Raw genomic sequence first — 22,959 nt, forward strand, 5'->3', positions numbered from 1 at the left:
GCCTGGTCTGGCTGGCCCCAAATTCTGCGTGACGGGTGTAACACTGTCGGTAGTGCTGTTGCCCGCCCCCCGCGAGGAGTAACGACGGTGCCCACGAACCTTCCGACGGTTCCCAACGCGTTCATCGGCAGGGAGTCCGACCTGGATGAGCTGTTGCGCCTGCTGATGGCGGTGCGTGTCGTGACCTTGTGCGGCACCGGCGGCATCGGCAAGACGCGGTTGTGCCTGAGTGTGGCGCACGAGGCGGTCGAGGTGTTCAGCGACGGCGTCTGGCTGGTGGAGCTGGCCGACCTCGACTGCGGTGACCTGCTGGCGCAACGCGTGGCCGCGGTGCTGGGCGTGCAGGTGCCGCCCGACGGCGACCCCGCGCAGGCGGTGGCCACGGCGGTCGGCGGCGGCAAGCAGCTGCTCGTGCTGGACAACTGCGAGCACCTCATCGAGGACTGCGCCGAGCTGTGCACCTACCTCCTGGGCGCCTGCCCCGACCTGCGGGTGATGGCCACGAGCCGCGAGCCGCTGCGGGTGCTGGGCGAGACGGTCTGGCGGGTGCCGCCGCTGTCGCTGCTGCCGGTCGCGGGTGGCGGCAGCGACGCGGTGCGGCTGTTCGTCGACCGGTCGGTGGCCGGCGGCGGGCTGACCTGGACGGCCCAGGACGACGCCGCGGTCAGCGCGCTCTGCGCGGAACTGGAAGGCATCCCGCTGGCGATCGAGCTGGCGGCGGCGATGACCAGGGTGCTGTCGGTGGAGCAGATCAGGTCGCGCCTGTCCGACCGGTTCAAGCTGCTGACCAGCGGTTCGCGCTCGGCGCCCGCCCGTCAGCGCACGCTGCTCGCCACCGTCGAGTGGAGCTACCGGATGCTGAGCGCCCCGGCGCAGCTGCTGCTGCAGCGCCTGACCGCCTTCCGCGGCGGCTGGACGCTGGAGCTGGCCGAGCTGACCTGCCCGTGCCCGGGACTGGCCGCCGACGAGGTGCTGGCGACGATGGCCGAGCTGGTCGACAAGTCGCTGGTGCTGGCCGACGGCGAGGCGGGCGGCGAGATCCGCTACCGCATGCTCGACACGGTACGCGACTACGGCAGGCAGCGGCTGCAGGAGTCGGGCGACGAGGAGGAGCTGAGGCAGCGGCACCTGGAGTGCGTGTTCCTGGTCTCGAAGCGGCTCGGCGACCTGATCGCGACCTGCGACCGGCGCCACTGGCCGGAGATCACCCGGCGGGCGCTGGTCATCGACGCCATGCAGCCCAACCTGTACGCGGGACTGGGGTACGCCCGCCGTACCGGCCAGGTGGAGCGGGGCCTGCGCATGTGCACGGACCTGCAGTGGGTGATCATCGCGGGCGGCCGGTTCGACGAGGCGGCCAGGCACATCGACGAGCTGCTGCAGGACTCCGACACGGTCATGCCCGGCCAGGTGGCGCACGCGCTGGCGATCAGGTCGGTGGTCTGCTTCTTCGGCGGCGACGCGGTCGGCGTGGTGCGCCACGGCCGCGAGGCGGTGCGCCTGGGCCGGGCGAGCGGTCATCTGATCAGCGAGGCGCTCGCGATCATGATGATGTGCGCGGTGGGCGCCGGCGACGAGGAGATCACCCTCGACCGGGCCGCCGAGCTGGCGGGCAAGGCCGGCGACGAGTACGTACGCTCGCTCGTGACCTACATCAGGGCGCTGCACGCGCAGGTCGCCGGGCAGCTGAGGGAGTCGGCCAGGCTGTACGAGCAGATGATCGACAGCCACCGCGACGCCAACGACTGGGGGATGGCGCTGGCGGTGATCGGCCTGGCCCAGATCGCCCACTCCCGCGGCGACCTGGAGGCGGCGGCCCACCACTACCAGTACGCGCAGGAGCTGCTCGACCCGATCGACCACCGGGGCGAGCGCATCCGCTGCCTGACCGGGCTCGGCCGGATCGCCACGGAGCTGGGCGACTTCGACACCGCGCGGCGCCGGCTGGCCGAGAGCCTGGCGCTCAGCTCGGGCCTGGGCCAGCGGGCGGTAGCGGTCGAGCTGGTCGACGGCTTCGCCGACCTGGCGCTGCGCGAGGGTGAGCACGTGCGGGCCGTACGCCTGATGGCGGCGGCCTCGGCGTTGCGCGAGCGGATGGGCGGCACGCTGCTGCTCAGCATGAGCGGCGCGCGCATCCAGGAACTCCTCGCGCCCGCCAGGCGCGCGCTGGGGGAGACGATGGTGGCGCAACTGTGGGCGGAGGGCCGCACGCTGCCCTGGCACCAGGCCATCGAGTACGCCGTGCGCGGCGAGCCCCCCGTACGCCCCCGCCTGGGCATCCCGGTCCCGGTGGCGCCCGACGGCACCCTGACCGAGCGCGAACGCGAGATCGCCGGCCTCATCGCCCGGGGCCTGTCCAACAGGAAGCTGGCCGAGGAACTGGTCATCAGCCCGGCCACCGTTGCCAGGCACGTCAGCAACATCCTGGCGAAGCTCGGCTTCACCTCCAGGACGCAGGTGGCCACCTGGGCGATCGAGCATGGTATGAACGAGTAGTCGATGTCACACTCAGAGTGATGATTACCGCTTGGAACCTCCCCGCCGAGCCCAATCTGTTCGTCGGCCGCGAGTCGGATGTCGACGAGCTGGTCCAGCTGCTCGACGTGGCGCGCGTCGTGACGCTGTGCGGGGCGGGGGGCATCGGCAAGACGCGTCTGGCGATCCGCCTGGCGGCCCGGCTCGCGCCGCGCTTCTCCGGCGGCGCCCGGCTGGTCGACCTGTCCGACCTGGGTGCCGACGCGAGCGTGGCCGACCACGTGGCGGCCGCGCTGGGGCTGGCCGCCGACCCGGGCACGCCCCTGCCCGAGCGGATCGGCGAGCGCCACGTGCTGGTGGTGCTCGACAACTGCGAGCAGCTGGTGGGCGAGTGCGCCGAGCTCTCGCGCGACCTGGTCGGCGCCTGCCCGGGGGTGACCGTGCTGGCCACCAGCAGGGAGCCGCTGCGGGTGCCCGGCGAGACGGTCTGGCGGGTGCCGCCGCTGTCGCTGGCCGGCGATCCGCGGCGCTCGGAGGCGGTGCGGCTCTTCCACGCCAGGGCGGCCGCGGTCCGTCCCGGCTTCGAGCTGAGCGACGAGGTGCTGCCGCAGGTGGTGCGGCTGTGCCAGGCCCTGGACGGGCTGCCGCTGGCGATCGAGCTGGCCGCGGCCATGGTCAGGGCGCTGTCGCTGCGGCAGCTTGTCGAGCGGCTCGACGACCGCTTCCGCCTGCTGTCGGCCGGCGCCCGCACGGCCCCGGCGCGCCAGCGCACGCTGCGGGCGGCGGTCGACTGGAGCTACCGGTTGCTGTCGGAGCAGGAGCGCCTGCTGCTGCGCCGCCTGGCGGTCTTCCGTTTCTGCTGGACCCTCGACGTGGCCGAGTGGGTCTGCCAGGGCGAGGGGCTGCCCGAGGAGGACGTGCTCGCCCGGCTGTGCGACCTGGTGGACAAGTCGCTGGTCGTGGTGGACGGCGAGATCGCCGGTGAGGCGCGCTACCGGCTGCTGGAGACCGTCAGGGAGTACGCGGTCGAGCAGTTGTCCCAGACGGACGAGGAGATGGACCTGCGCCGGGCGCACCTGGCGGCGATGGCCCGGCTGGCGGTGGAGTTCAAGCAGGCGGTGGCGCCGGGGGCGCGGACGTCCTGGGCGGTGATGGAGCGCTTCGGCAACCTCTTCGACGGACTCAAGACCGAGATCGGCGCGGCGCTGGACTGGTCGATCGCGATCGGCCGCCAGGAGGTCGCGCTCAGGATGCTCACCGACATGCGCTACATGCTGGTGGCGAGCGGCCGCAATCTCGGCCTGGCCGGGCCTCTGGACCGTCTCCTGGCGACCGAGACCGGCGACCTCGGGCTCCTCGGGCAGGCGACCTTGCTCCGCGGCGAGCTGGCCGTACAGAGCGGCGACCTCGCCACCGCCGCGCGGTGCGCGCGTGCCGGCCTCGGGATGTGCAGGTCCGCGGGCGACAGCTACGGCGAGGCCGTGGGCATGATCCTGCGCGCCCAGACCTCCGGCGAGCAGGAGCCGCTGCGGCAGGCGCTGGAAGTGGCGGCCAGGAGCGGCGACGCGATCCTGGCCTCGATCGCGCAGGGCGCCAGGGCGGGCCTGGCCCTGCACGACGGCCGGCTGCACGAGGCGCGGCGGGCCTTCGAGGAGGTGCTGGCGCTGTGCGAGCGGCTCGACAACCACTGGGGCCTGTCCAACGGGCACATCGGCCTGGCCCAGGTGGCGCGCCGGGTGGGCGACAGCGCGACCGCCAAGCGCCACTACGAGAGCGGCCTGCGCCTGGTACGCCACGTCGACGCCCGCCAGCAGACCATCAGCTGCCTGGCCGGGCTCGGCAGGGTGGCGCTGGAGGAGGGTGACCTGCGCGAGGCGCGGGCGCGGCTGACCGAGGCGCTGGAGCTCAGCCGTGACGCCGGCCTGCGCACGGGCATCGCCCGCCGGCTGGAGGCGTGGGCCGGGCTGCTCGTGGCCGAGGGCGACGAGCGGCGCGCGGTGCTGCTGATGTCGGCATCGGTGGCGCTGCGCGAGCGCCGTCCCGAGGCGCGGGAGGAGGAGATCCTCGCGCCGGCGCGCCGCAGCCTGGGGGAGGCGCTGGTGGCGCAGCTGTGGGCGGAGGGGGCGGCGATGAGCGCGGACGACGCGGTGCGGTGCGCGCTCGACGGCACCCTGCCCGAGCGTTCTGACGTGCCTGTGGTGCCGATGGGCCAGGACAGCAAGCTGACGGCCAGGGAACTGGAAGTGGCCGAGCTGGTCTCACGGGGGCTGAGCAACAAGGGGATCGCCGACGAGCTGGTCATCAGCCCGGCGACGGCGGCGCGGCACGTGGCCAACATCCTGGCCAAGCTGGGGTTCGGCACGCGTACACAGATCGCCGCCTGGGTCATCGAGCAGCGCTGAGCGCAACCTCTCTACACATCTTTCCGCACCGGCGGATACATCCTCGAATGGCCATCTCAGTGCATGTGCCGCGCTCCCGGTCGGCCTAGCGTTTGCCATGTGATCGGCCGACTGGCGCCAACCTCCGAACCCCGGTGCTCCGGGGTGCCCACACCGGAGGCGCGCCCGGCCGGTCCGCCGGGAGCGTCGCGTGCCCATCACGGATCAGGGCCTCCTCGGAGGGGTGGGGGTTTTGGTCTGGGGCACGCGACAGCGGGCTCGAGCCGCGCAGGGCTCGAGCCCGCCCCCGCAACGGATTCGGTTGACGAACTGTCGAGGAACCGGTGAATGCACATCGGTATACATACATCGGTGGATGCTGCGGTACGCATGCCCGCCGTACCGTCCTAAGCATGAAGCCGATCGTCTCGTCTGCGGGCACCGTGACCAACGAGGTGTTCGGCCGGGCCTACGAACGAGGGGACCGGCCGGCGCTCGTGGATCTCCATGGCGGCCTCGTGTACAGCTATCGCAGGCTGGTCACCGAGGTGACCAGGGCGGCGTCCGGGATGGTACGCAGGGGCGCCAGGCGTGAGCAGGTCGTGGGTGTCCATGTGAGCACGGCCTGCGCGCAGACGCTGGCCGTTCACACGGTGCTCGCGGCCGGAGGCGTCGCCGCGCCGCTCGACCCGCGCCTGTCGGGGGCGGAACTGGCCGAGCGGCTTTCCGAGTGTGACGCGCGGACGCTGATCACCACGCCGGACCTGGCGCCACTGTCGCTGCGGGCGGTGGAGGAATCGCGGGTCCGGCAGGTGATCGCCTTCGGTTCCGTGGTCGACACGATCGACTTCGAGGACCTGCTGAATCTGGAGCCGGCGCCCTTACCGACGATCGACGCCCGGCTGCAGGACGCGCTGGTGCTGTCCGGCGGTCGCCGGATGGGCCAGGCGGAGCTGCTGGCGCGGATGGCGGAGCTGGACGAGCGGGTGAAGCTGTCCGAGTCCGACGTGGTTCTGGCCACCTGGAAGCCCGATGACGGGTGCGATCTGATCGCGCTGGTCGGGCTGGCGGTGCTGAGCGGCGCGCTGGTGGTGGCGGCGGCCACGTCGGACGCCGTGGATCTGCCGGGCACCAAGCACGACTTCGGCGTCACGGTCGTGACCGGACCGGGCGGTGGGTTCGAACGTCTCTGAGCTGTTATCGCGCATGCCTTGACGTCGCCGCGGGCGAAGTGGGTTGATGGCCCTACTGACAACGTTGTCAACCTGAGTTCGTTCGGGGGTCTCGAAGGGACGGTGTGCGATGCGACGACGGTGGTTGGCAGCCGTCGCGATCACGATGGCTGGCCTGCTCGGAGTGACCGCCTGTGGCGGTGGGAACACACCCGCAGGCCAGGCCACCGATGGCGCTACGAAGGCTGCGTCGAGCGACGTCGAGGTCTTCTCCTGGTGGACCGGGCCCGGTGAGGCCGACGGTCTGGCCGCGATGCGGAAGATATTTGAAACCCAGAACCCGAACCTGAAGTTCCTGGACGCCGCGGTCGCGGGCGGTTCGGGGGACAAGGCGAAGGCTCTGCTCCAGACCAAGCTGCAGGGCGGCGAGCCCCCGGACTCCTTCCAGGGTCACGCGGGCGCCGAGTTGCAGGGCTACATCAAGGCCGGGCAACTGGAGGACCTCACCTCGCTGTATGACGAGCTGAAGCTCAAGGACGTCTACCCGGCCCAGCTGGTCGAGCAGATCAGCGTGGACGGCAAGATCTACTCGGTGCCGGTGAACATCCACCGCTCCAACGTGCTGTGGTTCAACCCGGCGGTCCTGAAGGAGGCCGGGGTCGCGGGGGCGCCGAAGACGATCGAGGACTTCATCGCCGCGCTGGGCAAGGTCAAGGCCAAGGGCAAGATCCCGCTCTCCATCGGCTCGGAGTGGACGGTCACCCACCTGCTGGAGAACGTCATGCTCGGCTCGCTGGGCACCGACGGCTACAACGCGCTCTTCAAGCCGGGCGCCAACTGGGCCGCCCCCGAGGTGACCAAGGCGCTGGAGAACTTCAAGACGATCATGTCGTTCGCCGGTGACCCGCAGGACGACTGGCAGCCCGCCGCCAAGCAGGTGGCCGACGGCCAGGCGGCCTTCAACATCATGGGCGACTGGGCCTACGGCTACTTCCACAACCCGCCGGACGGCGGCCTCGGCAAGACGTCGAAGACCGACTTCGACTGGGCGCCCGCGCCCGGCACCGAGGGCACCTACCTGTGGCTGTCGGACAGCTTCACCCTGCCCAAGGGCGCCAAGAACCGAGAGGGCGCGCTCGCGTGGCTGAAGGTGGCGGCCAGCAAGGAGGGCCAGGACGCCTTCAACCCGAAGAAGGGCTCCATCCCGGCACGCAAGGACGCCGACGCCGCCCTGTACACCGACTACCTCGGTGACGCGCTGAAGGACTGGTCGGGCAACAAGCTGGCCGGATCCGTCCAGCACGGCGTGGCGGTCAGCCAGCCGTGGCTCACGGCGATCAACGAGCAGGTCGGTCTCTACCTGGGCAAGCAGGACGTGGCAGCGCTGCAGAAGGGTCTGGCCGACGCGGCCATGGCCAACGCGCAGTGACATCAAAGGGGGTACGGCCGGGCCGTACCCCCTTTGGAAAGGACTGGTTGTGAGACGGGCACGCACCTGGCTGCCTGGGCTCCTCCTCGTGGCGCCGTCCATCGTGGCGATCGGCGTCTTCGTGTACGGCATGCTCGGCTGGAACGTCCAGCTGGCCATGACGGACAAGCACAGCGAGGTGGCCGAGGGGAACTTCGTCGGGCTGAAGAACTTCATCGACATCTGGGACCTGGAGAGGTGGCACCTCTCGGTCAACCACGCGATCCTGTTCACGGTCGTGTTCGTGCTGGGCGCGCTGCTGCTCGGCTGGTTCCTGGCCTTCCTCATGGAGAAGGGGATCAGGGGCGAGGGCACGTTCCGGGCGATCTACCTGTTCCCGATGGCGATCTCGTTCGTGGCGACCGGCATCGTGTGGCGGTGGCTCATGAACTCGGGCACCGGGGAGCGGGCGGTCGGCCTGAACCGGTTGTTCGACACGATCGGGTTGCCGCAGTGGGCGTGGTTCCGTGATCAGGACTGGGGGATGGCCGCGATGGCGATTCCCGCCATCTGGCAGATGTCCGGATATGTCATGGCACTCTTCCTGGCGGGCTTCCGTGGCGTGCCGGAGGAGCTTCGTGAGGCCGCCCGGGTCGACGGCTGCACCGAGTGGGGCGTCTACCGGCACATCGTGCTGCCGCTGCTGCGGCCCGTCACGCTGTCGGCGCTGATCATCCTCGGGCACATCTCGCTCAAGGTCTTCGACCTGATCGTGGCGGTGTCCGGCAAGCAGATCATCACCGACGTGCCCGCGGTCTTCATGTGGGTGGCGGTCTTCGACTCCCAAGACCCGGCCAAGGGCGCCACCATCGCCACGTACATCGTGCTCAGCGTCGCGATCTTCGTGATCCCCTACCTCATCTGGACCGTACGGAAGGACAGGCGTTCATGAAGGCCGTGCGCCTGACCCTTCTGCTCGCCTTCGTGGTGGTCTTCCTCATCCCGATCTACGTCCTGCTGGCGACCAGCTTCAAGCCGCTCACCGAGGCGGACCCGTCACAGGCGTGGGCCCTGCCCCAGACCTGGACGCTGGAGCCCTGGCGGGTGGCGTGGGAGAAGCTGGCCCCCGGCATCTGGAACAGCGTGCTCCTCGCGGTACCCGGCTCGCTGCTGTCGTGCGCGCTGGGCTCCATGAACGGCTACGTGCTGTCCAAGTGGCGCTTCCCCGGCGCGGACCTGCTGTTCACGCTGTTCCTTTTCGGCATGTTCATCCCCTACCAGGGCGTGATGATCCCGCTGGTCGAGCTGCTGGTGAGCCTCAACGACCTGTTCGGCGTCCAGGGCGTCTTCTACGGCGGCCTGCCGGGGCTGATCCTCGCCCACGTGGTCTACGGCATCCCGATCTGCACGCTGATCTTCCGCAACTACTACGTCACCATCCCGGACGAGCTCATCGAGGCCTCCCGGGTGGACGGCGCCGGCATGCTGCGCACCTACTGGTCGGTCGTGCTGCCCGTCTCGGGCCCGGCCATCGCCGTGGTGATCATCTGGCAGTTCACCTCGTTGTGGAACGACTTCCTGTTCGCCGTGTTCATCACCGGGCCCAGGAGCTGGCCGACGACCGTCATGCTCAACAACATCGCCGGGGCGCAGGCCACGCCGTACAGCCAGCAGATGGCGGCGGCGATCCTGGCCTCGATCCCGACGATGATCATCTATGTCCTGCTCGGCCGCTTCTTCATGCGCGGGCTGATGGCCGGCGCGCTCAAGGGCTGAGCAGTTCCGGGTTGGCGAGGTGGGCCAGCGGCTCGCCGCGCGTGTAGCGGCCGACCTCCTCGGCGGCGATGCGCGCGGCGTTGGCCGCCGTCTGCTTGCTGCCGCCGGCCAGGTGCGGGGTCATCACCAGGTTCGGCGTGGTGAGCAGGCGCGAGCCGGCCGGGATGGGCTCCTCGGGGAAGACGTCAAGCGCCGCGCCGAACAGGTGGCCGGACTCCAGCGCGTCGCAGAGCGCGTCGTAGTCCAGCAGGGAGCCGCGGGCGGAGTTGACCACGACCGAGCCGCGCGGCAGGGCGGCCAGCTCGGCGGCGCCGATCATCGCGTCGGTCTCGGGGGTGGCGCGGGCGTGCAGCGACAGGAACCGCGAGCGGGCCAGCAGCTCGGGCAGCTCCACCGACTCCTCCAGCTCCACGTACGGGTCGTGCACCAGCACCTCGGCCCCGAACCCGCGCAGCATGCGGGCCACGCGGCTGCCGATCGCGCCGTAGCCGACCAGGCCGACCGTGCCGCCCTCCAGCTCGGGGCCGACGTTGTCGTAGACGTAGTAGTCGCCGCGCCAGACGCCCGCGGCCAGGTCGGCGTGCGTCTGCGGGATGCGGCGGGTGGCCGCCAGCAGGAGCGCCACCGTGTGCTCGGCGGTGGCCACCGCGTTGCGGCCCGGCGCGAACGTCACCGCGACCCCCGCCTTCGTGGCCGCGGCCAGGTTGGCGTTGACCGGCCCGCCGCGGGTGACGCAGAACAGCCTGAGCTCCTTGGCCTCGGCCAGCACCCGCTCGGTCAGCGGCGCCATCTGCGTGACGCAGACCTCGACCCCGCGCAGCGCCTCGATCAGCGACTCCTCGACGTCGGAGGCCTCCCGCACCTCGCCCACGGGGCCGAACGGCACCACCGGCCAGGGCAGCGTCAGCTCCCCGACCGCAAGTCCCGAGGGCACCTCGCGGCGCATGGCCGCCACGAGCAGGCGGTTGAGTACGAAGTGATCGCCGGCGGCGAGCACACGGACAGTCACGTGCGGCTCCAGGAAGTAGGTGCGTTGTAGCGGAGGATCGCGCCCTTGAGGTCGATCTCCGTGATCGCGCAGTTGTCCAGCCTCGGGAAGGCCCTTCTGTAGGCGCCCAGCGGCAGGCCGACCAGCGCGCACAGCGCCAGCCTGATCGCGGTGGTGTGGGCGACGACCAGCACCCGGCCGGGCGGAATCTCCCGCAGGCAGGCGAGAAAGCGCCCGGCCGCCGCGACCGGATCCTCCCCGCCGGGCAACGGGTTGGCGGCGGGGTCGGCCTCGAAGGCCGCGCGGGCCTCGGGGAAACGCTCGCGCATCTCGGCCGCGGTCAGGCCGTCGCCCTGGCCGAAGTCGAGCTCGCGCAGCCGTTCGTCCACGTGCAGCGGCACCCCGGCGGCCGTCGCGCTCGCCGCGGCGGTGATCTTCGCGCGGCTGAGCGTGGACGCCCACACGGCGCTCAGGTCCGCGCCCTTGGCCCAGGCGGCCAGCTCACGCGCCTGCTCCTCGCCGCGCGGGGTCAGCGCGACGTCGCTGAGCCCCGCGTAGCGGTTGCCGTCGTGCCAGATGGTCTCGCCGTGCCTGGCCAGCAGCAGGGTCATGCTCGTGTCCTCTCCGTCGCGTGGCGGGCCACCCGCTCGTCGAGCCAGCCCCGGGCGCGCAGCTCCTCCACGAATCGCAGGTACGGCTCCGCGTCGCGGGGCCGTGGCTCGACGATCTCCCTGGTTCTGGCCAGATCGGCGGAGGCGGCCAGGGCGGCCATGCCGAGGGCGGGCTCGGCGTTCTCGCGCAGCGTCACCGGGCGGCCGAGCACGTCGGCGCGCAACTGGTTGCCGTAGGCGCTCCTGGTGGCGCCGCCGGTCAGGATGATCTCGCCGTCGACGGGGGCGCCGAGCAGGTCGAGGTAGTCGAAGCAGAGCCGTTCGACGTAGGCCGCGCCGCGCAGGATCGCCATGTAGGTGTCCACGTCGCCGGCGGGGTCGCCGAGGGTGAAGGAGCGGGCGTCCGCGGCGGCGAAGGGGAAGCGCTCGCCGGGCGAGACCAGCGGGTAGATCACCGGCGGAACCGACCGCCCCGCGCCCTCCCGGTCCCCGATCCCGCGGGTGCCTTGGTCGCGGGTGGTGGCCTTGTGGCTCAGGGTGGTGAGGTCGCGGCCGGGCAGCGCCGTGGACAGGACGCCGGTGCCGGTGCTGGAGGCGCCGCCGGGCAGCCAGGAGCCGTCCGGGGCCCGGTGGGAGTAGACGACGCCGAGCGGGTCGTGGATCAGGTCGCGGGTGACGCCCTTGAGCACGAGCGTGGTGCCGAGCACCGAGTTCCAGGAGCCGACCCGGATCGCGCCCGCGCCGAGCTGGGCCGCGCAGCCGTCGGTGGTACCGGCCAGGATCGGAGTGCCTTCGGGCAGACCGGTCTCCCCGGCGGCCCGCGCGCAGACGCTCCCGATCCGCGCCCCCGGCCGCACCACAGGGGGCAGCACGTCCGGCGGCACCCCGAGCGCGTCCATGACCGCCGCCGGCCAGTCCTCGGCGATGAGGTCCACGCCGGTCTTCAGCGCGTTGCTCAGGTCGGTGGCCACCGGCTCACCCGCCAGGCGGCGGGTGACGAAGTCGCTCTGGTGCGCCAGCCGGACACCGGGTCCGGCCGAGCGCAGGAGCCACAGCAGCTTGGGCAGTGCCCAGTTGGCCTGCATCCGCTGGTACCCCAGCCGCGCCCACACCTGCCCGCCCACGTCGTTGACCCGGTCGAGCTCCGCGGCCGCGCGCCGGTCGTCGTACATGAGCGCCGGTGTGACCGGTTCGCCGTCCTTGGTGGTGAGCAGGATCGTTCCAGAGGTGGCGTCCACGGCGACCCCCGCGACCTCCGCGGGCTCCACGCCCGTGAGCGCCTCGGCGCAGGCCGCGGCGAGCCGGCTCCACCACCGCTCGGGGTCCTGCTCGTGCCGGTCCCCGTCGCGGCGGCTGGTCAGCGGGCGCGCGGCCGTGCCGAGCACCTCGCCGTCACCGGTGACCGCCATGGCGCGCACGCTCTGCGTCCCGAGATCGATCCCGACCCAGACACTCATGTACGGCCCCGCAACTCCGCCAGCAGGGGCCAGGTGCCCGAGGCGGCCTCCCGCAAGGCGATGAAGTCCTGAAATTTCATGATTGACCCGGATGGGTGAACGGGGCGGCCGGGCCGTACGTGCTGGGCGGCGGCCTGTGCCGTCGACGGCGCGGCACCCGTGGCGACCAGCCCGACCAGGAACGCGCCCCGCGCGCCCGCCTCCGCGTCGGCGGAGCGGAGCACGGGCAGCCCGGTCATGTCCGCGATCAGCCGCACCCACAGCGCGCTGGCCGCCCCGCCCCCGCAGACCCGCAGCTCGTGCGGCGAGCCGCCCGCGGCGGCCAGGCAGTCGGCGATGGCCAGGGCCAGTCCTTCGAGGACGGCCCTGGCGACGTGTTCGCGGCCGTGTTCCAGCGACAGCCCGAGGAAGGAGCCCCGGGCCTGCGGGTCGACGAAGGGCGAGCGCTCGCCGGCGGGGGAGAGGTAGGGCAGGAACGCAAGCCCGCCCGCGCCGGTCGTGCCCCGGGCGGCGAGGTCGGCCAGTTCCGCCGGACCGCTGAGGCCCAGCAGGCGGCAGGCCCAGTGGATCACTTCGGTGCCGGCGAACGTGGGCATCGCGCGCAGGTAGGAGGAGCCGAGCGCGACGGTGATGCCGGACGGCTCGCCGGCCAGCGAGGGACGGTCCACGACGATCTCGGTGCACAACGTGGTGCCCAGGATCGCGCAGGCCTGCCCGTCGGCCACCGCGCCCGCGCCCAGCGCGGTGGCGGCGATGTCGTAGGGCGCGAGGACGACCGGAGTGCCCTCGGGCAAGCCGACCTGCCCGGCGGCGGCGCGGGTGAGCGGCTCGGCCCGGTCGGTCAGGCGCAGCTCGGGCAGCAGCCGTCCCGCGTGCTCAAGGCCGAACAGCGTGAGGAGTTCGGCGGAGTAGCGGCCGGCGAGCAGGTCGGTGAAGGCGGAGTAGTCGGTGGCCAGGTGCCCGGTGAGCTTGGCGAACAGCCAGCCGCCGCAGTTGAGCACCGACGAGGAGCGGGACAGGCGGTCCGGGTCGTGGGCGGAGAGCCAGGCGAGGATCGCGCTCGGCAGCCCGGAGGCGGGGGCGGAGCCGTTGACGCGGAAGGCCCGCTCGGAGACGCCGGAGCGGTTCCAGCCGCGGACGATCCCGGCGGCCCTGGCGTCGTTCCACAGGATGGCCGGGCCCGTGGGCGCGCCGTCCGGGCCGACCGGCCAGCAGCCGTCGCCCTGGGCGGTCAGCGCCAGGAAGTCGACCGGGCCGACCTCGGCCGCCACCTCGGCGACCACGGCGGCGACCGCCGTCCAGACCGCGTCCATGTCCTGCTCGGCGTGGCCGGGGGCGGGCCGGGAGACGGCCACGGAACGGCGGGCCACGGCGGACTCGGTCCCGTCGGCGGTGTAGCCGACCGCCTTGATCACCGTGGTCCCGGCGTCGACGCAGATGGCCGCCATCACGCCCTGCCGTGGGAGGTACGCGACCTGCGCGCGACCGAGTCCACGATCACGGCGAGCAGGAGGACGGCCCCGGTGACCATGAAGCGGATCGAGGAGTCGAGGTTCAGCAGTGTCAGGCCGCTGGAGATCGACTGGATGACGACGATGCCGAGCAGCGCGCCGAAGGCGGTGCCGCGCCCGCCGAACAGGCTGGTGCCGCCGATCACCGCGGCGGCGATCGCGTTGAGGTTGACGTCGCCGGTGCCACTGCTCTGGTTGGCGGCGGCGAGCCTGGACGCCATGAGAATGCCGCCGATCGCGGCGAACGTGCTGCACAGGACGAACACCGAGGTGTAGGTGGCCTTCACGTTGATCGCGGCGCGCCGGGCCGCCTCGACGTTGCCGCCGACGGCGTAGACGGACTTGCCCCACTTCGTCCGGGAGAGCAGATAGTGCATGACCAGCACCATCGCCACGAACAGGACGAACATCCAGCCGACGCCGCGGGCCTGGTTGAGGTACCAGACCACGGCGCCGAGACCGATCAGCAGCGCTCCGCTGCGCACCAGCAGCCCGGTCAGGCCCCGTGCGGGCAGCCCGGCGTCGCGCCTGGCGCGGGCGTGCAGGAAGCCCGAGACGAACAGCCATCCGGCGGCCACGGCCACGAGTACGTAGGCCAGCCACGGCGGCACGAAGCTGAGCTGGGCGAAGTTCACCAGTCCCGACTCGAAGGGCAGGTTGATCGCGCCCTTGCCGCGCAGCACCCACAGCTGCAGCCCGAGGAAGGCCAGCAGCCCGGCGAGCGTGATGACGAAGCTCGGGACGCCGAAGCGGTTGAACAACTGGGCGTACAGGTAGCCGATGAGCGCGCCCAGCGCCATCGCGGCGAGGATCGCGACCACGACCGGCAGGCCACGGTCGACGAAGAGCACCGCGAGCACCGCGCCGGACAGGCCGCTGACCGAGCCGACGGACAGGTCGATCTGACCGACCAGCAGGACGCACACGATGCCCAGCGCCATGATCCCGACGGGGGCCGAGTCCATGGCCAGGTCGACCAGGTTGCGGCTGGACAGGAAGACCGGGTTGAGTATCTGGAAGACCGTCCAGATCACCACGAGCCCGACGACGACCGGGATCACGCCCAGGTCCCCGCCGCGTACGCTCTCCACGGTGCCTTTGAGCCGCTGCTTCTGCAGGGTTGTGGTCATGAGCGCGCCGCCCTTCTGCTCACCACGTTGTCGCTCGCGCCGGTGATGGCGGCGACGATCTCCTCGGCCGAGACCTCGGCGGCGTCGAACACGCCGTTGTTGCGCCCGAGTCTCAGCACCGCGACCTTGTCGGCCACCGCCTTCACGTCGGCCATGTTGTGGCTGATCATGATGACGCCCAGGTCGTTCTCCCTGAGCCGCTCGACGAGGTTGAGCACCTCGGCGGTCTGGGCCACGCCCAGCGCGGCGGTCGGCTCGTCCAGGATGATGACCTTCGGCTCGCCGAGCAGCGAGCGGGCGATGGCCACGGTCTGGCGCTGGCCGCCGGAGAGCCCGGCGACCGGCGCGCGCAGGTTGGGGATCTTCGCCGACAGCTGCTTGAGCAGGTCGTGCGAGCGGGTCTCCATGGCCACGTCGTCCAGCCGGAGCGGGCGGATCTCCTGGCCGAGGAAGAGGTTCTCGATCACGTTGAGGTTCTCGCACAGCGCCAGGTCCTGGAAGACGGTGGCGATGCCGAGCCGCTGGGCCGCGGCGGGGGTGGGGATCGCGGTCCGCCCGCCGTCGAAGGTGATCGTCCCGCCGTCCTGCGGGTGGACGCCCGACAGGACCTTGACCAGGGTGGACTTGCCCGCGCCGTTGTCGCCGACCACCGCGACGACCTGGCCGGCGCGCACGTCCAGGTCGACGTCGGTGAGCGCGGCGACCGCGCCGAAGGTCTTGGTGATCCCGCGCAGGGAGAGGATCGGGGGCATGGTTACTTGATGCCCAGCTCGGCGCAGCCCGCCGCGTACTCGCCCTTGCAGGCGTCGGCCGCCTTCATCAGCCCGCTGTCGAAGAGCACTTCCTTGATGTTCTCCTTGGTGACCACGGTCGGCACGAACAGCTCCGACGGCGTGTTGTACAGCGTGGCCTTGCCCGCGGGCTTCTTGCCCTGCATGAACTCCCACGCCACCACGGCCGACGCCTCGGCGACGATCTTGATGGGCTTGGAGATCGTGTTGTACTGGTCGCCGGCGATGATGCGCTGGGCGGCGGCGAGTTCGGCGTCGTTGCCGGTGATCGGCGGCACCTTCACGCCGGCCGCCTTGAAGGCGGCGATCGCGCCGCCGCCGGTGCCGTCGTTGGCGGCCACCACGCCGGCGATGTCGTCGCGGAACTGGCTGATCTGGCCGGCCACCCACTGCTGGGCCTTCTCCGGCTGCCAGTCGGGGGTGTCGTACTCGGCCAGCAGCTTGAAGCCGCTCGGGTCGACCGCGCTGTGGATGCCCTTCTTGATCAGGCCCGCCGCGGCGTCCGTGGGGGAGCCGTTGACCTGGAGCAGGCCGCCCTTCGCGTTCTCCTTCTTGAGGTGGTCGACGAGCGACTGCGCGATCATCGAGCCGATCTTCTCGTTGTCGAAGGAGATGTAGTAGTCGGCGGGGGTGGCCGGGATGGGCCGGTCGTAGGCGATGACCGCGATCTGCTGCGACTGCGCGGACTTCACGATGGAGGCCGCGGCGGCCGAGTCGACCGGGTCCAGCACGATGGCCTTGACCCCCTGGGCCATGGCCGAGTTGGCCTGTTGCTGCTGCTTGGAGGCGTCGGAGTCGGCGTTCTGGTAGATCACCTCGCAGCTCGGGCAGAGCTGCTTCATCTTGGCCTTGAACAGCGGGGCGTCGGCCTGCTCGTACCTGGTCGAAGCCAGGTCGGGCATGAGGAAGGCGACCTTCGCGCCTTCCGTCGAGCCCGTGCCCCCGGTGGTTGTGGCACTCCCGCACCCGGCGAGCAACGCCACCGCCAATGCGGCCGTCAGGGTTGTCTTCACGGCGACCTCCGTCCTGTGGTGCGCATCACGCTAACGCGACCACAGAACAGATGTCCAGAGCAAAATTTCTACGAGATGGTAAGGATGCTCTCCGCGGTCGTCGCGTCGGTGACCAGCCGGTTGAAGTAGCCGCCCTTGGCCGCGGCCACGATCGCGGCCGCCTTCTCGGTGCCGACGGCCACCGCGATCGAGTGGGGGATGCGCCGCAGTTCCTCGGGGCTCGTGGCCACCAGCCGCTCGCTGCCGGAGTAGCCCACGGGCTCGCCGTCGCGGTCGTAGAAGCGCGAGCACACGTCGCCGACGGCCTGGTTCAGGCCGGGCGCCTCACGCGGGACGAACGCGGGCACGACCTGGCGCATCAGCGGCGCCGAGCCGACGCCCATGATGGCGCACTTGGCCCGCGCCCACAGGTCCATGACCCGGCGCACGGACGGCTCGTGCTGCAGCGAGTAGAACAGCTCCGGTCCCGGCAGCGCGGGCGCGTACAGGTAGCTGGGCACTCCGCCAAGGCCCTCGGCAAGGATGCGGGTGGTCTCGTTGGTCTGGAACCAGGGCTGCGGCTCCTCCTGCCCGCCGACGGCCGGCGCGACCGTGACGCCGGGGAACCTGCCCAGCCCCTCGCGGGCGCACTCGTAGACGGTGCTGCCCGAGGAGACGAGCACCACGTCGCCCGGCTCCAGCCCGGTGTCGGCCAGAGCGCGGGCCAGGCCCGGCGCAAGCCACGGCCCGAGCTTCGGCCCGCTCACCTTGGGCACCAGGTAGACGCGCTGGATACCCAGGAATCCGGCCAGTTCGGCGGCCAGGCGCCCGTCCTCCAGCGTCTCCGGCCGGTGCACGCGGATCTCGACGATGCCCTGCTTGCGGGCCTCGGTCAGTAAACGGCTGACGGTGGCCCTGCTCACGCCCAGGCTGGCGGCGATCTCGGCCTGGGTGGCGTCCTCCAGGTAGTACTGCTTGGCCGCGGTGTACATCAGCTGGTGCGGGAAACGCGCTTCGGTCTCGGGATTCATGCGCGTGCTCCCTTGAACACTTGTGCTGAACGGATGATCTCGACTATACCTGTCCCTGCACCAGGGCGTCGCCGAGCGCGGTGCGAGTGTAAAGGACCTTGCGTCCGGTTCGCGTGCCTGACACCAGCCCGGCCCGGCGCAGCGCCGCCAGGTGCCCGCCCGTCGTGCCCGCGCTGTGCCCGAACAACGCCGCCAGGTGCGTCGTCGTCGCCGGCGCGGCCAGCTCGGTCAGGATGCGGGCGCGGGTGCGCCCGACGAGCCCGGCCAGCCCGCCCGGCGAGACGGCCGTGCCCGCCATGATCCCGCGCGCCGGATAGGTCAGCGCGTACGGCCACGCCTCCTCCAGATACAACCCCAGCCCCGTGGTGAACACCGACGGCAGGAAGAGCAGCCCCTTGCCGCCCAGCCGGTGAGTCCTGCCCACGGTGTCGCGCAGCCGTACCTCGATGTGCCCGGAGGGGTCCCAGCGCACCTGGGAACTGAGGTCGTCCAGCGCCGCCGCCCAGCCGTAGGTGGCCAGCCGCCCCGCCCGCTGCACGACGTCCCGCTCCAGCACCGCGTGGAAGAACGGCCAGCTCGTGGAGACGATCTCCGCCCACAGCGCCTCGTAGGCGTCGGCCAGCAGCGTGACCACGTCCGGGCCGAGGAGCATCTCGCTGATCGGCCCGGGAACCGCCGGCCGGTGCGCCGAGCGCCGTCCGGCCAGCGCCCGGTCGATCTCCGCGTGCGCCTGGGAGACCGGAGTGGCCCGCATGGCCGCCAGTTCCCGCTCGAACGGCACGTTCACGCCGGTCGGCGGCGGGGCCAGGAAGTCCACGTTGTCCGAGCCCCTGTTGCCGGAGATCACCGCCGCCGCGCGCAGCGCCGGGTGCCGCCGTTCCAGCTCCCGGTAATGCTCGCGCCAGCGCCGCGTCCAGTTGGCGTGGACCCCCGCCTCGGTGCGGCCGTCGAGCACCCATTGCGCGTGCATGGTCTCGACCAGCGGCGAGATCGCGAACCTGCTGGCCACCACGTCCTGCGGGGTGACTTCGACCCTGAACACCTTTCGGTTATATCCGAAAGTTTGGCCTGTACGGGAGAGCACGGCCCAGCATCGTGACGACCGGCGGCTCCGAACCTCCCTCCGGAGCCGCCATTCCGCTTTCGCGAGGAGTCGTGTTGTCCCAGACGAGTGAGCGCGGCGCCACCTTCGGCGAGGTCTTCGCCGTGCGGGAGTTCAGGGTGCTGTTCGGCAGCTTCGCGTTGCTGATCGCCGGTGACTCGGTCAAGATGCTGGCGCTGTCGGTGCTCGTCTACGCCCAGAGCGGCTCACCGGGCCTGTCGGCGGCGGCCTACATGGCGGGCTGGCTGCCCTACATCTTCGGCGGCATGTTCCTGCTGTCGCTGGCCGACCGGCTGCCGCCGCGGGCGCTGATGATCGCCGGAGAGCTGGTCAGGATGGTCGTCTGCCTCCTGCTGGCCTTCGCCGGGCTGCCGGTGTGGGCGATGCTCGCGCTGGTGCTGGTGACCGGGCTGTTCTCGCCGGTGTTCGGGGCGGCGCGCAACGCGATGCTGCCCGACGTGCTGCCGGGTGACGCGTTCGTGCTGGCCAGGTCGCTGATGGGGGTCACCTCCGCCGGGGCCCAGGTCGGCGGGCTGGCGCTGGGCGGGGTGTTCCTCGCCTGGACCGGAGCGCATGGGGCGCTGGCGGTCACCGCCGTCCTTTCGCTGGCGGCCGCGCTGGTGCTGCGGCTCGGCCTGCCGTACCGGGAGGCTCGGCAGGAGGGGGAGCGGGGCGCGGTGCGTACCACGCTGCGGGTGAACAGGGAATTGCTCGCCGACCGGCGGGTACGCGGGCTGCTGCTGGCCGGATGGCTGCCGGTGCTGTGCCTGGCGGGGCCGGAGGCGATGGTCGTGCCGTACATGGGCGGGCAGGGGCAGGCGGGCGTGGTGCTCGCCGCGGCGGCGGTGGGCATGGCGGTGGGGGAGTTCGTCGTGGGGCGCTTCGCCGCGCCGTCCCTGCGCGAACGGCTGTCGCTGCCGCTCGCGGTGCTGCTCGGAGTGCCCTGGTTGTTCTTCGCCCTGGAACCGGGGGTGGTGTGGGCGGCGGTGCTGTCGGCGTGCGCGACGGCCGGGCTGGCCTACCAGCTCGGGCTGCAGCGGCGCTTCCTGGAGGCGGTGCCCGAGCACGTGCGCGGGCAGGCGTTCGGCCTGCAGTCGGCGGGGCTGATGACCGGGCAGGCGGCGGGGGCGGCGATCGTGGGCGGCGTGGGCGAGCTGACCGGCCCGCCGGCGGCCATGGTCATCGGCGGCGCGGCCGGGGTGGTGGTGGCGCTGGCCCTGTTCAGGCAGCTGAGGGGGCCTGCTCGCCCGATCCGCGGGCGATGAGGCGTACCGGGAGCTGGAGGTGCTGCGCGGGGCCGCGATCACCCGCCAGGCGGCGGAACAGCAGTTCGGAGGCCACCCGGCCGAGCCCGGCCGGATCCTGGGCGATCACGGTGACGCCCGGGGTGAGCAGGTCGGCCAGTTCGAAGTCGTCGAAGCCGACCAGCGCGAGCGGCCGCCCGCGCAGCGCCCTGAGCGTGGTGACGGTCAGCCGGCCGTTGCCGGTGAACAGCGCGGTCGGCGGGTCGGGCAGGCCGAGCATGCGCTCCAGGTCGGCGACGGTGCCGGCCAGGTCGGGGGCACGCATCGAGACCAGCGCCGGGTCGGACAGCCCGCCCAGCGCCGCGCGGTAGCCCTTCAGCCGCTCGGCCGCGGTGAAGATGGACGGGCTGTCGCCGAGGAAGGCGATCCGCCGGTGCCCCGCCTCGCGCAGGTGCGCGACGGCCAGCCGGGCGCCGCCCGCGTTGTCGCACAGCACGGTGTCCACGTCGATCCCGGGGCCGGGCGGCCGGTCCACGAAGACCGCGGGTGTGCCGGCGTCGAGCTCGGGCCGCAGGTAGGAATGGTCGTCACCGGCCGGGACCACGATCAGCCCGTCCACGCGGCGCGCGCAGAACGTGCGGACCAGCTCCCGCTCGCGCTCCGGGTTCTCGCCGGAGGAACCGCTCAGCAGCAGGCAGCCGTGGGCGATCGCGACCTGCTCGACGGCGCGGCCGAGACCCGAGTAGAAAGGGTCGGAGATGTCCTCGATGACCAGGCCGACCGTGGAGGTACGGCCCTGGCGCAGGACTCTGGCGCTCTCGTTGCGGCTGTAGCCGAGCGCGTCGATGGCCGCGCGCACCCGCTCTGCGGTGGCCGGATTCACGCCGGGTTCGCCGTTGACCACCCGCGATACAGTCTTCAGCGCGACTCCGGCGGCCGAGGCGACGTCCTTCATCGTCGGTCTCACGATGCGATCATTTCTCAAGCGGCACCCCTAGACAACGTTGTCAGGAGGTTATGCGAGAGTAGATCCCCTATGTCGTTCAGGTTCGTACTGCTCGTCGCCGGATTCGTGCTCGCCGCGCTGAACCTGCGCCCGGCCATCGCGGGTGTCTCGCCGCTGCTGGACGAGATCATGACCGACGTCGGCCTCACCCCCGCGGGCGGTGGTGCGATCACCACGGTCATGATCGTCTGCCTGGGCGTCTTCGGTCCGCTCGCGCCGGTGCTGGCCCGCCGGATCGGCCTCGACCGCACGCTGCTCGCCGGGCTGCTCGTGCTCGCGCTCGGCGTGGTCCTGCGCACCCTCGACGGCGCGCCCGCCCTGTACGCGGGCGCCGCGATCGCCGCCACCGCCATCGCGGTCATGAACGTCGTCATGCCCGGCATCGTCAAACAGCACTTCCCCGGTCGCGTCAACCTCTTCACCGGCATCTACAGCTCCGCCGCGAGCGCGGGCGCGGCGACCGCCTCCGCGCTCATGATTCCCCTGGAGAGATCCACAGGGTACGGCTGGCGCGGCGTCTCCGCCATGATCGCGTTGCCCGCGCTGGCCGGTGCGCTGCTCTGGCTGCCGCAGGCGCTGGGCAAGCAGGCCGCCGCCCAGAACGGTCCCCGCCCCTTCCGCGCGGTCATCCGCAGCCGGATCACCTGGTACGTCACCGGCCTCATGGGCCTGCAGTCGCTCACCTTCTACGTGATCCTGGCCTGGCTGCCGACCGTCTTCCTGGAGGCAGGGCTCCCGGCCGACCAGTCCGGATACCTACTCAGCATGACGACGCTCGTGCAGGTGGGCGCGACGTTCGCGGTGCCGGTGCTGGCGGGACGGCGGCGCTCGCAGTCGGGGTACGTGGCCGCCGCCGTGCTGCTCACGATGGCCGGTTACCTCGGGCTGCTGGTGGCGCCGGTCGCCGTGCCCTGGCTGTGGATGATCGTGCTGGGCGTGGGGCAGGGGGCGGCGTTCGGGCTGGCGTTGCTGCTGATCACGCTGCGGGCGCCCGATCCGACGGCCGTGACGGCGTTGTCGGCGGTGGCACAGTCGGCCGGGTACGTGCTGGCCGCGGTGGGACCGGTGCTGTTCGGGGCGCTGCGGCAGACCTCGGGCGGGTGGACCGCTCCGCTGGGCGTGGGCCTGGTGATCCTGGTGGTCCAGCTCATCGTGGGATGGCTCGCGGGACGGCCTGCTACTTTAGGTAAGGCTAACCTATAGGGCGTGGAGGGTTCGGTGCTGACGGAGGTGCTCCGGCGGGTCGCCGCGGGTCGTGACGGCGTGCTCGGGGTGGATCCCGGGCTGGAGATCGAACCCGACGGGAGCTGGACCGCCGTCTCCGAGCTGGTGCGGGAGCCGTACACGCTGATGGGGGAGCTTGTGGAGCAGACGGCGGGGCGCTGGAACGCGCCACGCCACGTCGGCGCGGCGCTGTTGTGGAAGACCTACGGGTATTGGCACATGTTCCCGATGGCGCTGGGGTGGGCGCTGGATGGGCGCGTGCCTGTCATGAGGCTTCGGGACACGTATTTCAAGGTCTCCGAGGCCGGCGTGACCATCGGGGCCTCGCGGATCACGTGGGAGAGTGGCGCGGCGGCGATCGCGGGCGCGCTGGCCGAATCCCAGGCACCGCTGGTCAAGGTGCTCAGCCGCATGGCCAGAGTCGGCGAGCGCACGCTGTGGGGCTCCACCGCGGAGGCCGTCGCGCACCCGCTCACCCAGGTCGTCAAGGGCGACTACATGACGCTGCTGCGCGAGATCGGCAAGCCCGTGGACGGGCTGCTCACCCCCTCGGGCGACGGCTACTTCCGCAAGACCTGCTGCCTGTGGATCACGCTGCCGGATGTTGAGCCGTGTTCCACCTGCTGTGTTCTCGCGCGTCACTAAGCGGGTCTACTCTGC

19 protein-coding genes are annotated in these 22,959 nt (G+C 71.7%); 9 read left to right on the top strand and 10 right to left on the bottom strand.

The annotated features are described in order from the left end of the window. The first annotated feature begins 87 nt into the window (after positions 1 to 87). The 6 genes from ACIBKY_RS34410 to ACIBKY_RS34435 all read left to right on the top strand — a co-directional run bounded on the left by ACIBKY_RS34410 (position 88) and on the right by ACIBKY_RS34435 (position 9,212). Positions 88 to 2,496: a LuxR C-terminal-related transcriptional regulator gene (locus ACIBKY_RS34410; RefSeq protein WP_397103307.1), complete on the top strand. Its 2,409-nt coding sequence runs from the start codon at positions 88 to 90 to the stop codon at positions 2,494 to 2,496. Between the two features lie 20 nt (positions 2,497 to 2,516). Then, the gene (locus ACIBKY_RS34415; protein ID WP_397103309.1) at positions 2,517 to 4,877 is read left to right on the top strand and encodes a tetratricopeptide repeat protein; all 2,361 of its coding nucleotides are present in this window, start codon (positions 2,517 to 2,519) and stop codon (positions 4,875 to 4,877) included. A gap of 392 nt (positions 4,878 to 5,269) precedes the next feature. After that, the gene (locus ACIBKY_RS34420; protein ID WP_397103311.1) at positions 5,270 to 6,049 is read left to right on the top strand and encodes an AMP-binding protein; all 780 of its coding nucleotides are present in this window, start codon (positions 5,270 to 5,272) and stop codon (positions 6,047 to 6,049) included. Positions 6,050 to 6,158: 109 nt separating this feature from the next. After that, positions 6,159 to 7,457: an ABC transporter substrate-binding protein gene (locus ACIBKY_RS34425; RefSeq protein WP_379612434.1), complete on the top strand. Its 1,299-nt coding sequence runs from the start codon at positions 6,159 to 6,161 to the stop codon at positions 7,455 to 7,457. A 49-nt stretch (positions 7,458 to 7,506) separates the two neighbouring features. Then, on the top strand, positions 7,507 to 8,388 hold the full coding sequence (locus ACIBKY_RS34430) for a carbohydrate ABC transporter permease (RefSeq protein ID WP_397103314.1): 882 nt from the start codon (positions 7,507 to 7,509) through the stop codon (positions 8,386 to 8,388). Then, complete coding sequence (locus tag ACIBKY_RS34435) at positions 8,385 to 9,212, top strand: carbohydrate ABC transporter permease (RefSeq protein ID WP_397103316.1); 828 nt, start codon at positions 8,385 to 8,387, stop codon at positions 9,210 to 9,212. Before ACIBKY_RS34430 ends, ACIBKY_RS34435 begins: the two co-directional genes overlap by 4 nt. Here ACIBKY_RS34435 and ACIBKY_RS34440 read toward each other — a convergent pair. From ACIBKY_RS34440 to ACIBKY_RS34480, 9 genes are all read right to left on the bottom strand, one after another. Continuing rightward, complete coding sequence (locus ACIBKY_RS34440; RefSeq protein ID WP_397103318.1) at positions 9,202 to 10,221, bottom strand: 2-hydroxyacid dehydrogenase; 1,020 nt, start codon at positions 10,219 to 10,221, stop codon at positions 9,202 to 9,204. The two genes, ACIBKY_RS34435 and ACIBKY_RS34440, sit on opposite strands and share 11 nt — an antisense overlap. Continuing rightward, positions 10,218 to 10,811 carry a histidine phosphatase family protein gene (locus ACIBKY_RS34445; protein WP_397103320.1) on the bottom strand — a complete coding sequence of 198 codons (594 nt, stop codon included), beginning with the start codon at positions 10,809 to 10,811 and terminating at the stop codon, positions 10,218 to 10,220. Before ACIBKY_RS34445 ends, ACIBKY_RS34440 begins: the two co-directional genes overlap by 4 nt. Next, positions 10,808 to 12,268 carry an FGGY-family carbohydrate kinase gene (locus ACIBKY_RS34450; protein WP_397103322.1) on the bottom strand — a complete coding sequence of 487 codons (1,461 nt, stop codon included), beginning with the start codon at positions 12,266 to 12,268 and terminating at the stop codon, positions 10,808 to 10,810. The genes ACIBKY_RS34445 and ACIBKY_RS34450 overlap by 4 nt, the downstream gene beginning before the upstream one ends. Further along, positions 12,265 to 13,716 carry an FGGY family carbohydrate kinase gene (locus tag ACIBKY_RS34455; protein WP_397103324.1) on the bottom strand — a complete coding sequence of 484 codons (1,452 nt, stop codon included), beginning with the start codon at positions 13,714 to 13,716 and terminating at the stop codon, positions 12,265 to 12,267. Before ACIBKY_RS34455 ends, ACIBKY_RS34450 begins: the two co-directional genes overlap by 4 nt. Beyond that, positions 13,716 to 14,909, bottom strand: coding sequence for a sugar ABC transporter permease (locus ACIBKY_RS34460; RefSeq protein WP_397103326.1), 1,194 nt, complete (start codon positions 14,907 to 14,909; stop codon positions 13,716 to 13,718). Before ACIBKY_RS34460 ends, ACIBKY_RS34455 begins: the two co-directional genes overlap by 1 nt. Continuing rightward, complete coding sequence (locus ACIBKY_RS34465; RefSeq protein ID WP_397103328.1) at positions 14,906 to 15,661, bottom strand: ATP-binding cassette domain-containing protein; 756 nt, start codon at positions 15,659 to 15,661, stop codon at positions 14,906 to 14,908. The genes ACIBKY_RS34460 and ACIBKY_RS34465 overlap by 4 nt, the downstream gene beginning before the upstream one ends. 2 nt (positions 15,662 to 15,663) lie before the next feature. Further along, positions 15,664 to 16,713, bottom strand: a complete 1,050-nt coding sequence (locus ACIBKY_RS34470; RefSeq protein WP_397103330.1) for a sugar ABC transporter substrate-binding protein — start codon at positions 16,711 to 16,713, stop codon at positions 15,664 to 15,666. A 68-nt stretch (positions 16,714 to 16,781) separates the two neighbouring features. Further along, positions 16,782 to 17,723 carry a sugar-binding transcriptional regulator gene (locus tag ACIBKY_RS34475; protein WP_397103332.1) on the bottom strand — a complete coding sequence of 314 codons (942 nt, stop codon included), beginning with the start codon at positions 17,721 to 17,723 and terminating at the stop codon, positions 16,782 to 16,784. Positions 17,724 to 17,766: 43 nt separating this feature from the next. After that, entirely contained in the window at positions 17,767 to 18,765 is a 999-nt protein-coding gene (locus ACIBKY_RS34480; RefSeq protein ID WP_397103334.1) for an ArsR family transcriptional regulator, read from the bottom strand. A gap of 116 nt (positions 18,766 to 18,881) precedes the next feature. Between ACIBKY_RS34480 and ACIBKY_RS34485 the strand changes: the two genes are divergently transcribed. Further along, entirely contained in the window at positions 18,882 to 20,090 is a 1,209-nt protein-coding gene (locus ACIBKY_RS34485) for an MFS transporter (protein WP_397103336.1), read from the top strand. Here the strand turns inward: ACIBKY_RS34485 and ACIBKY_RS34490 are convergent. Beyond that, positions 20,047 to 21,036, bottom strand: a complete 990-nt coding sequence (locus tag ACIBKY_RS34490) for a LacI family DNA-binding transcriptional regulator (RefSeq protein ID WP_397103338.1) — start codon at positions 21,034 to 21,036, stop codon at positions 20,047 to 20,049. The two genes, ACIBKY_RS34485 and ACIBKY_RS34490, sit on opposite strands and share 44 nt — an antisense overlap. Positions 21,037 to 21,105: 69 nt before the next feature. Between ACIBKY_RS34490 and ACIBKY_RS34495 the strand changes: the two genes are divergently transcribed. After that, a complete protein-coding gene (locus tag ACIBKY_RS34495) occupies positions 21,106 to 22,278 on the top strand; it encodes an MFS transporter (protein ID WP_397103340.1) in 1,173 nt (390 codons plus the stop codon). Positions 22,279 to 22,281: 3 nt separating this feature from the next. Next, positions 22,282 to 22,944, top strand: coding sequence for a hypothetical protein (locus ACIBKY_RS34500; RefSeq protein ID WP_397103342.1), 663 nt, complete (start codon positions 22,282 to 22,284; stop codon positions 22,942 to 22,944). Positions 22,945 to 22,959 lie beyond the last annotated feature (15 nt).

It is taken from the genome of Nonomuraea sp. NPDC050394, assembly GCF_044459065.1.
Taxonomy (GTDB): Bacteria; Actinomycetota; Actinomycetes; order Streptosporangiales; family Streptosporangiaceae; genus Nonomuraea.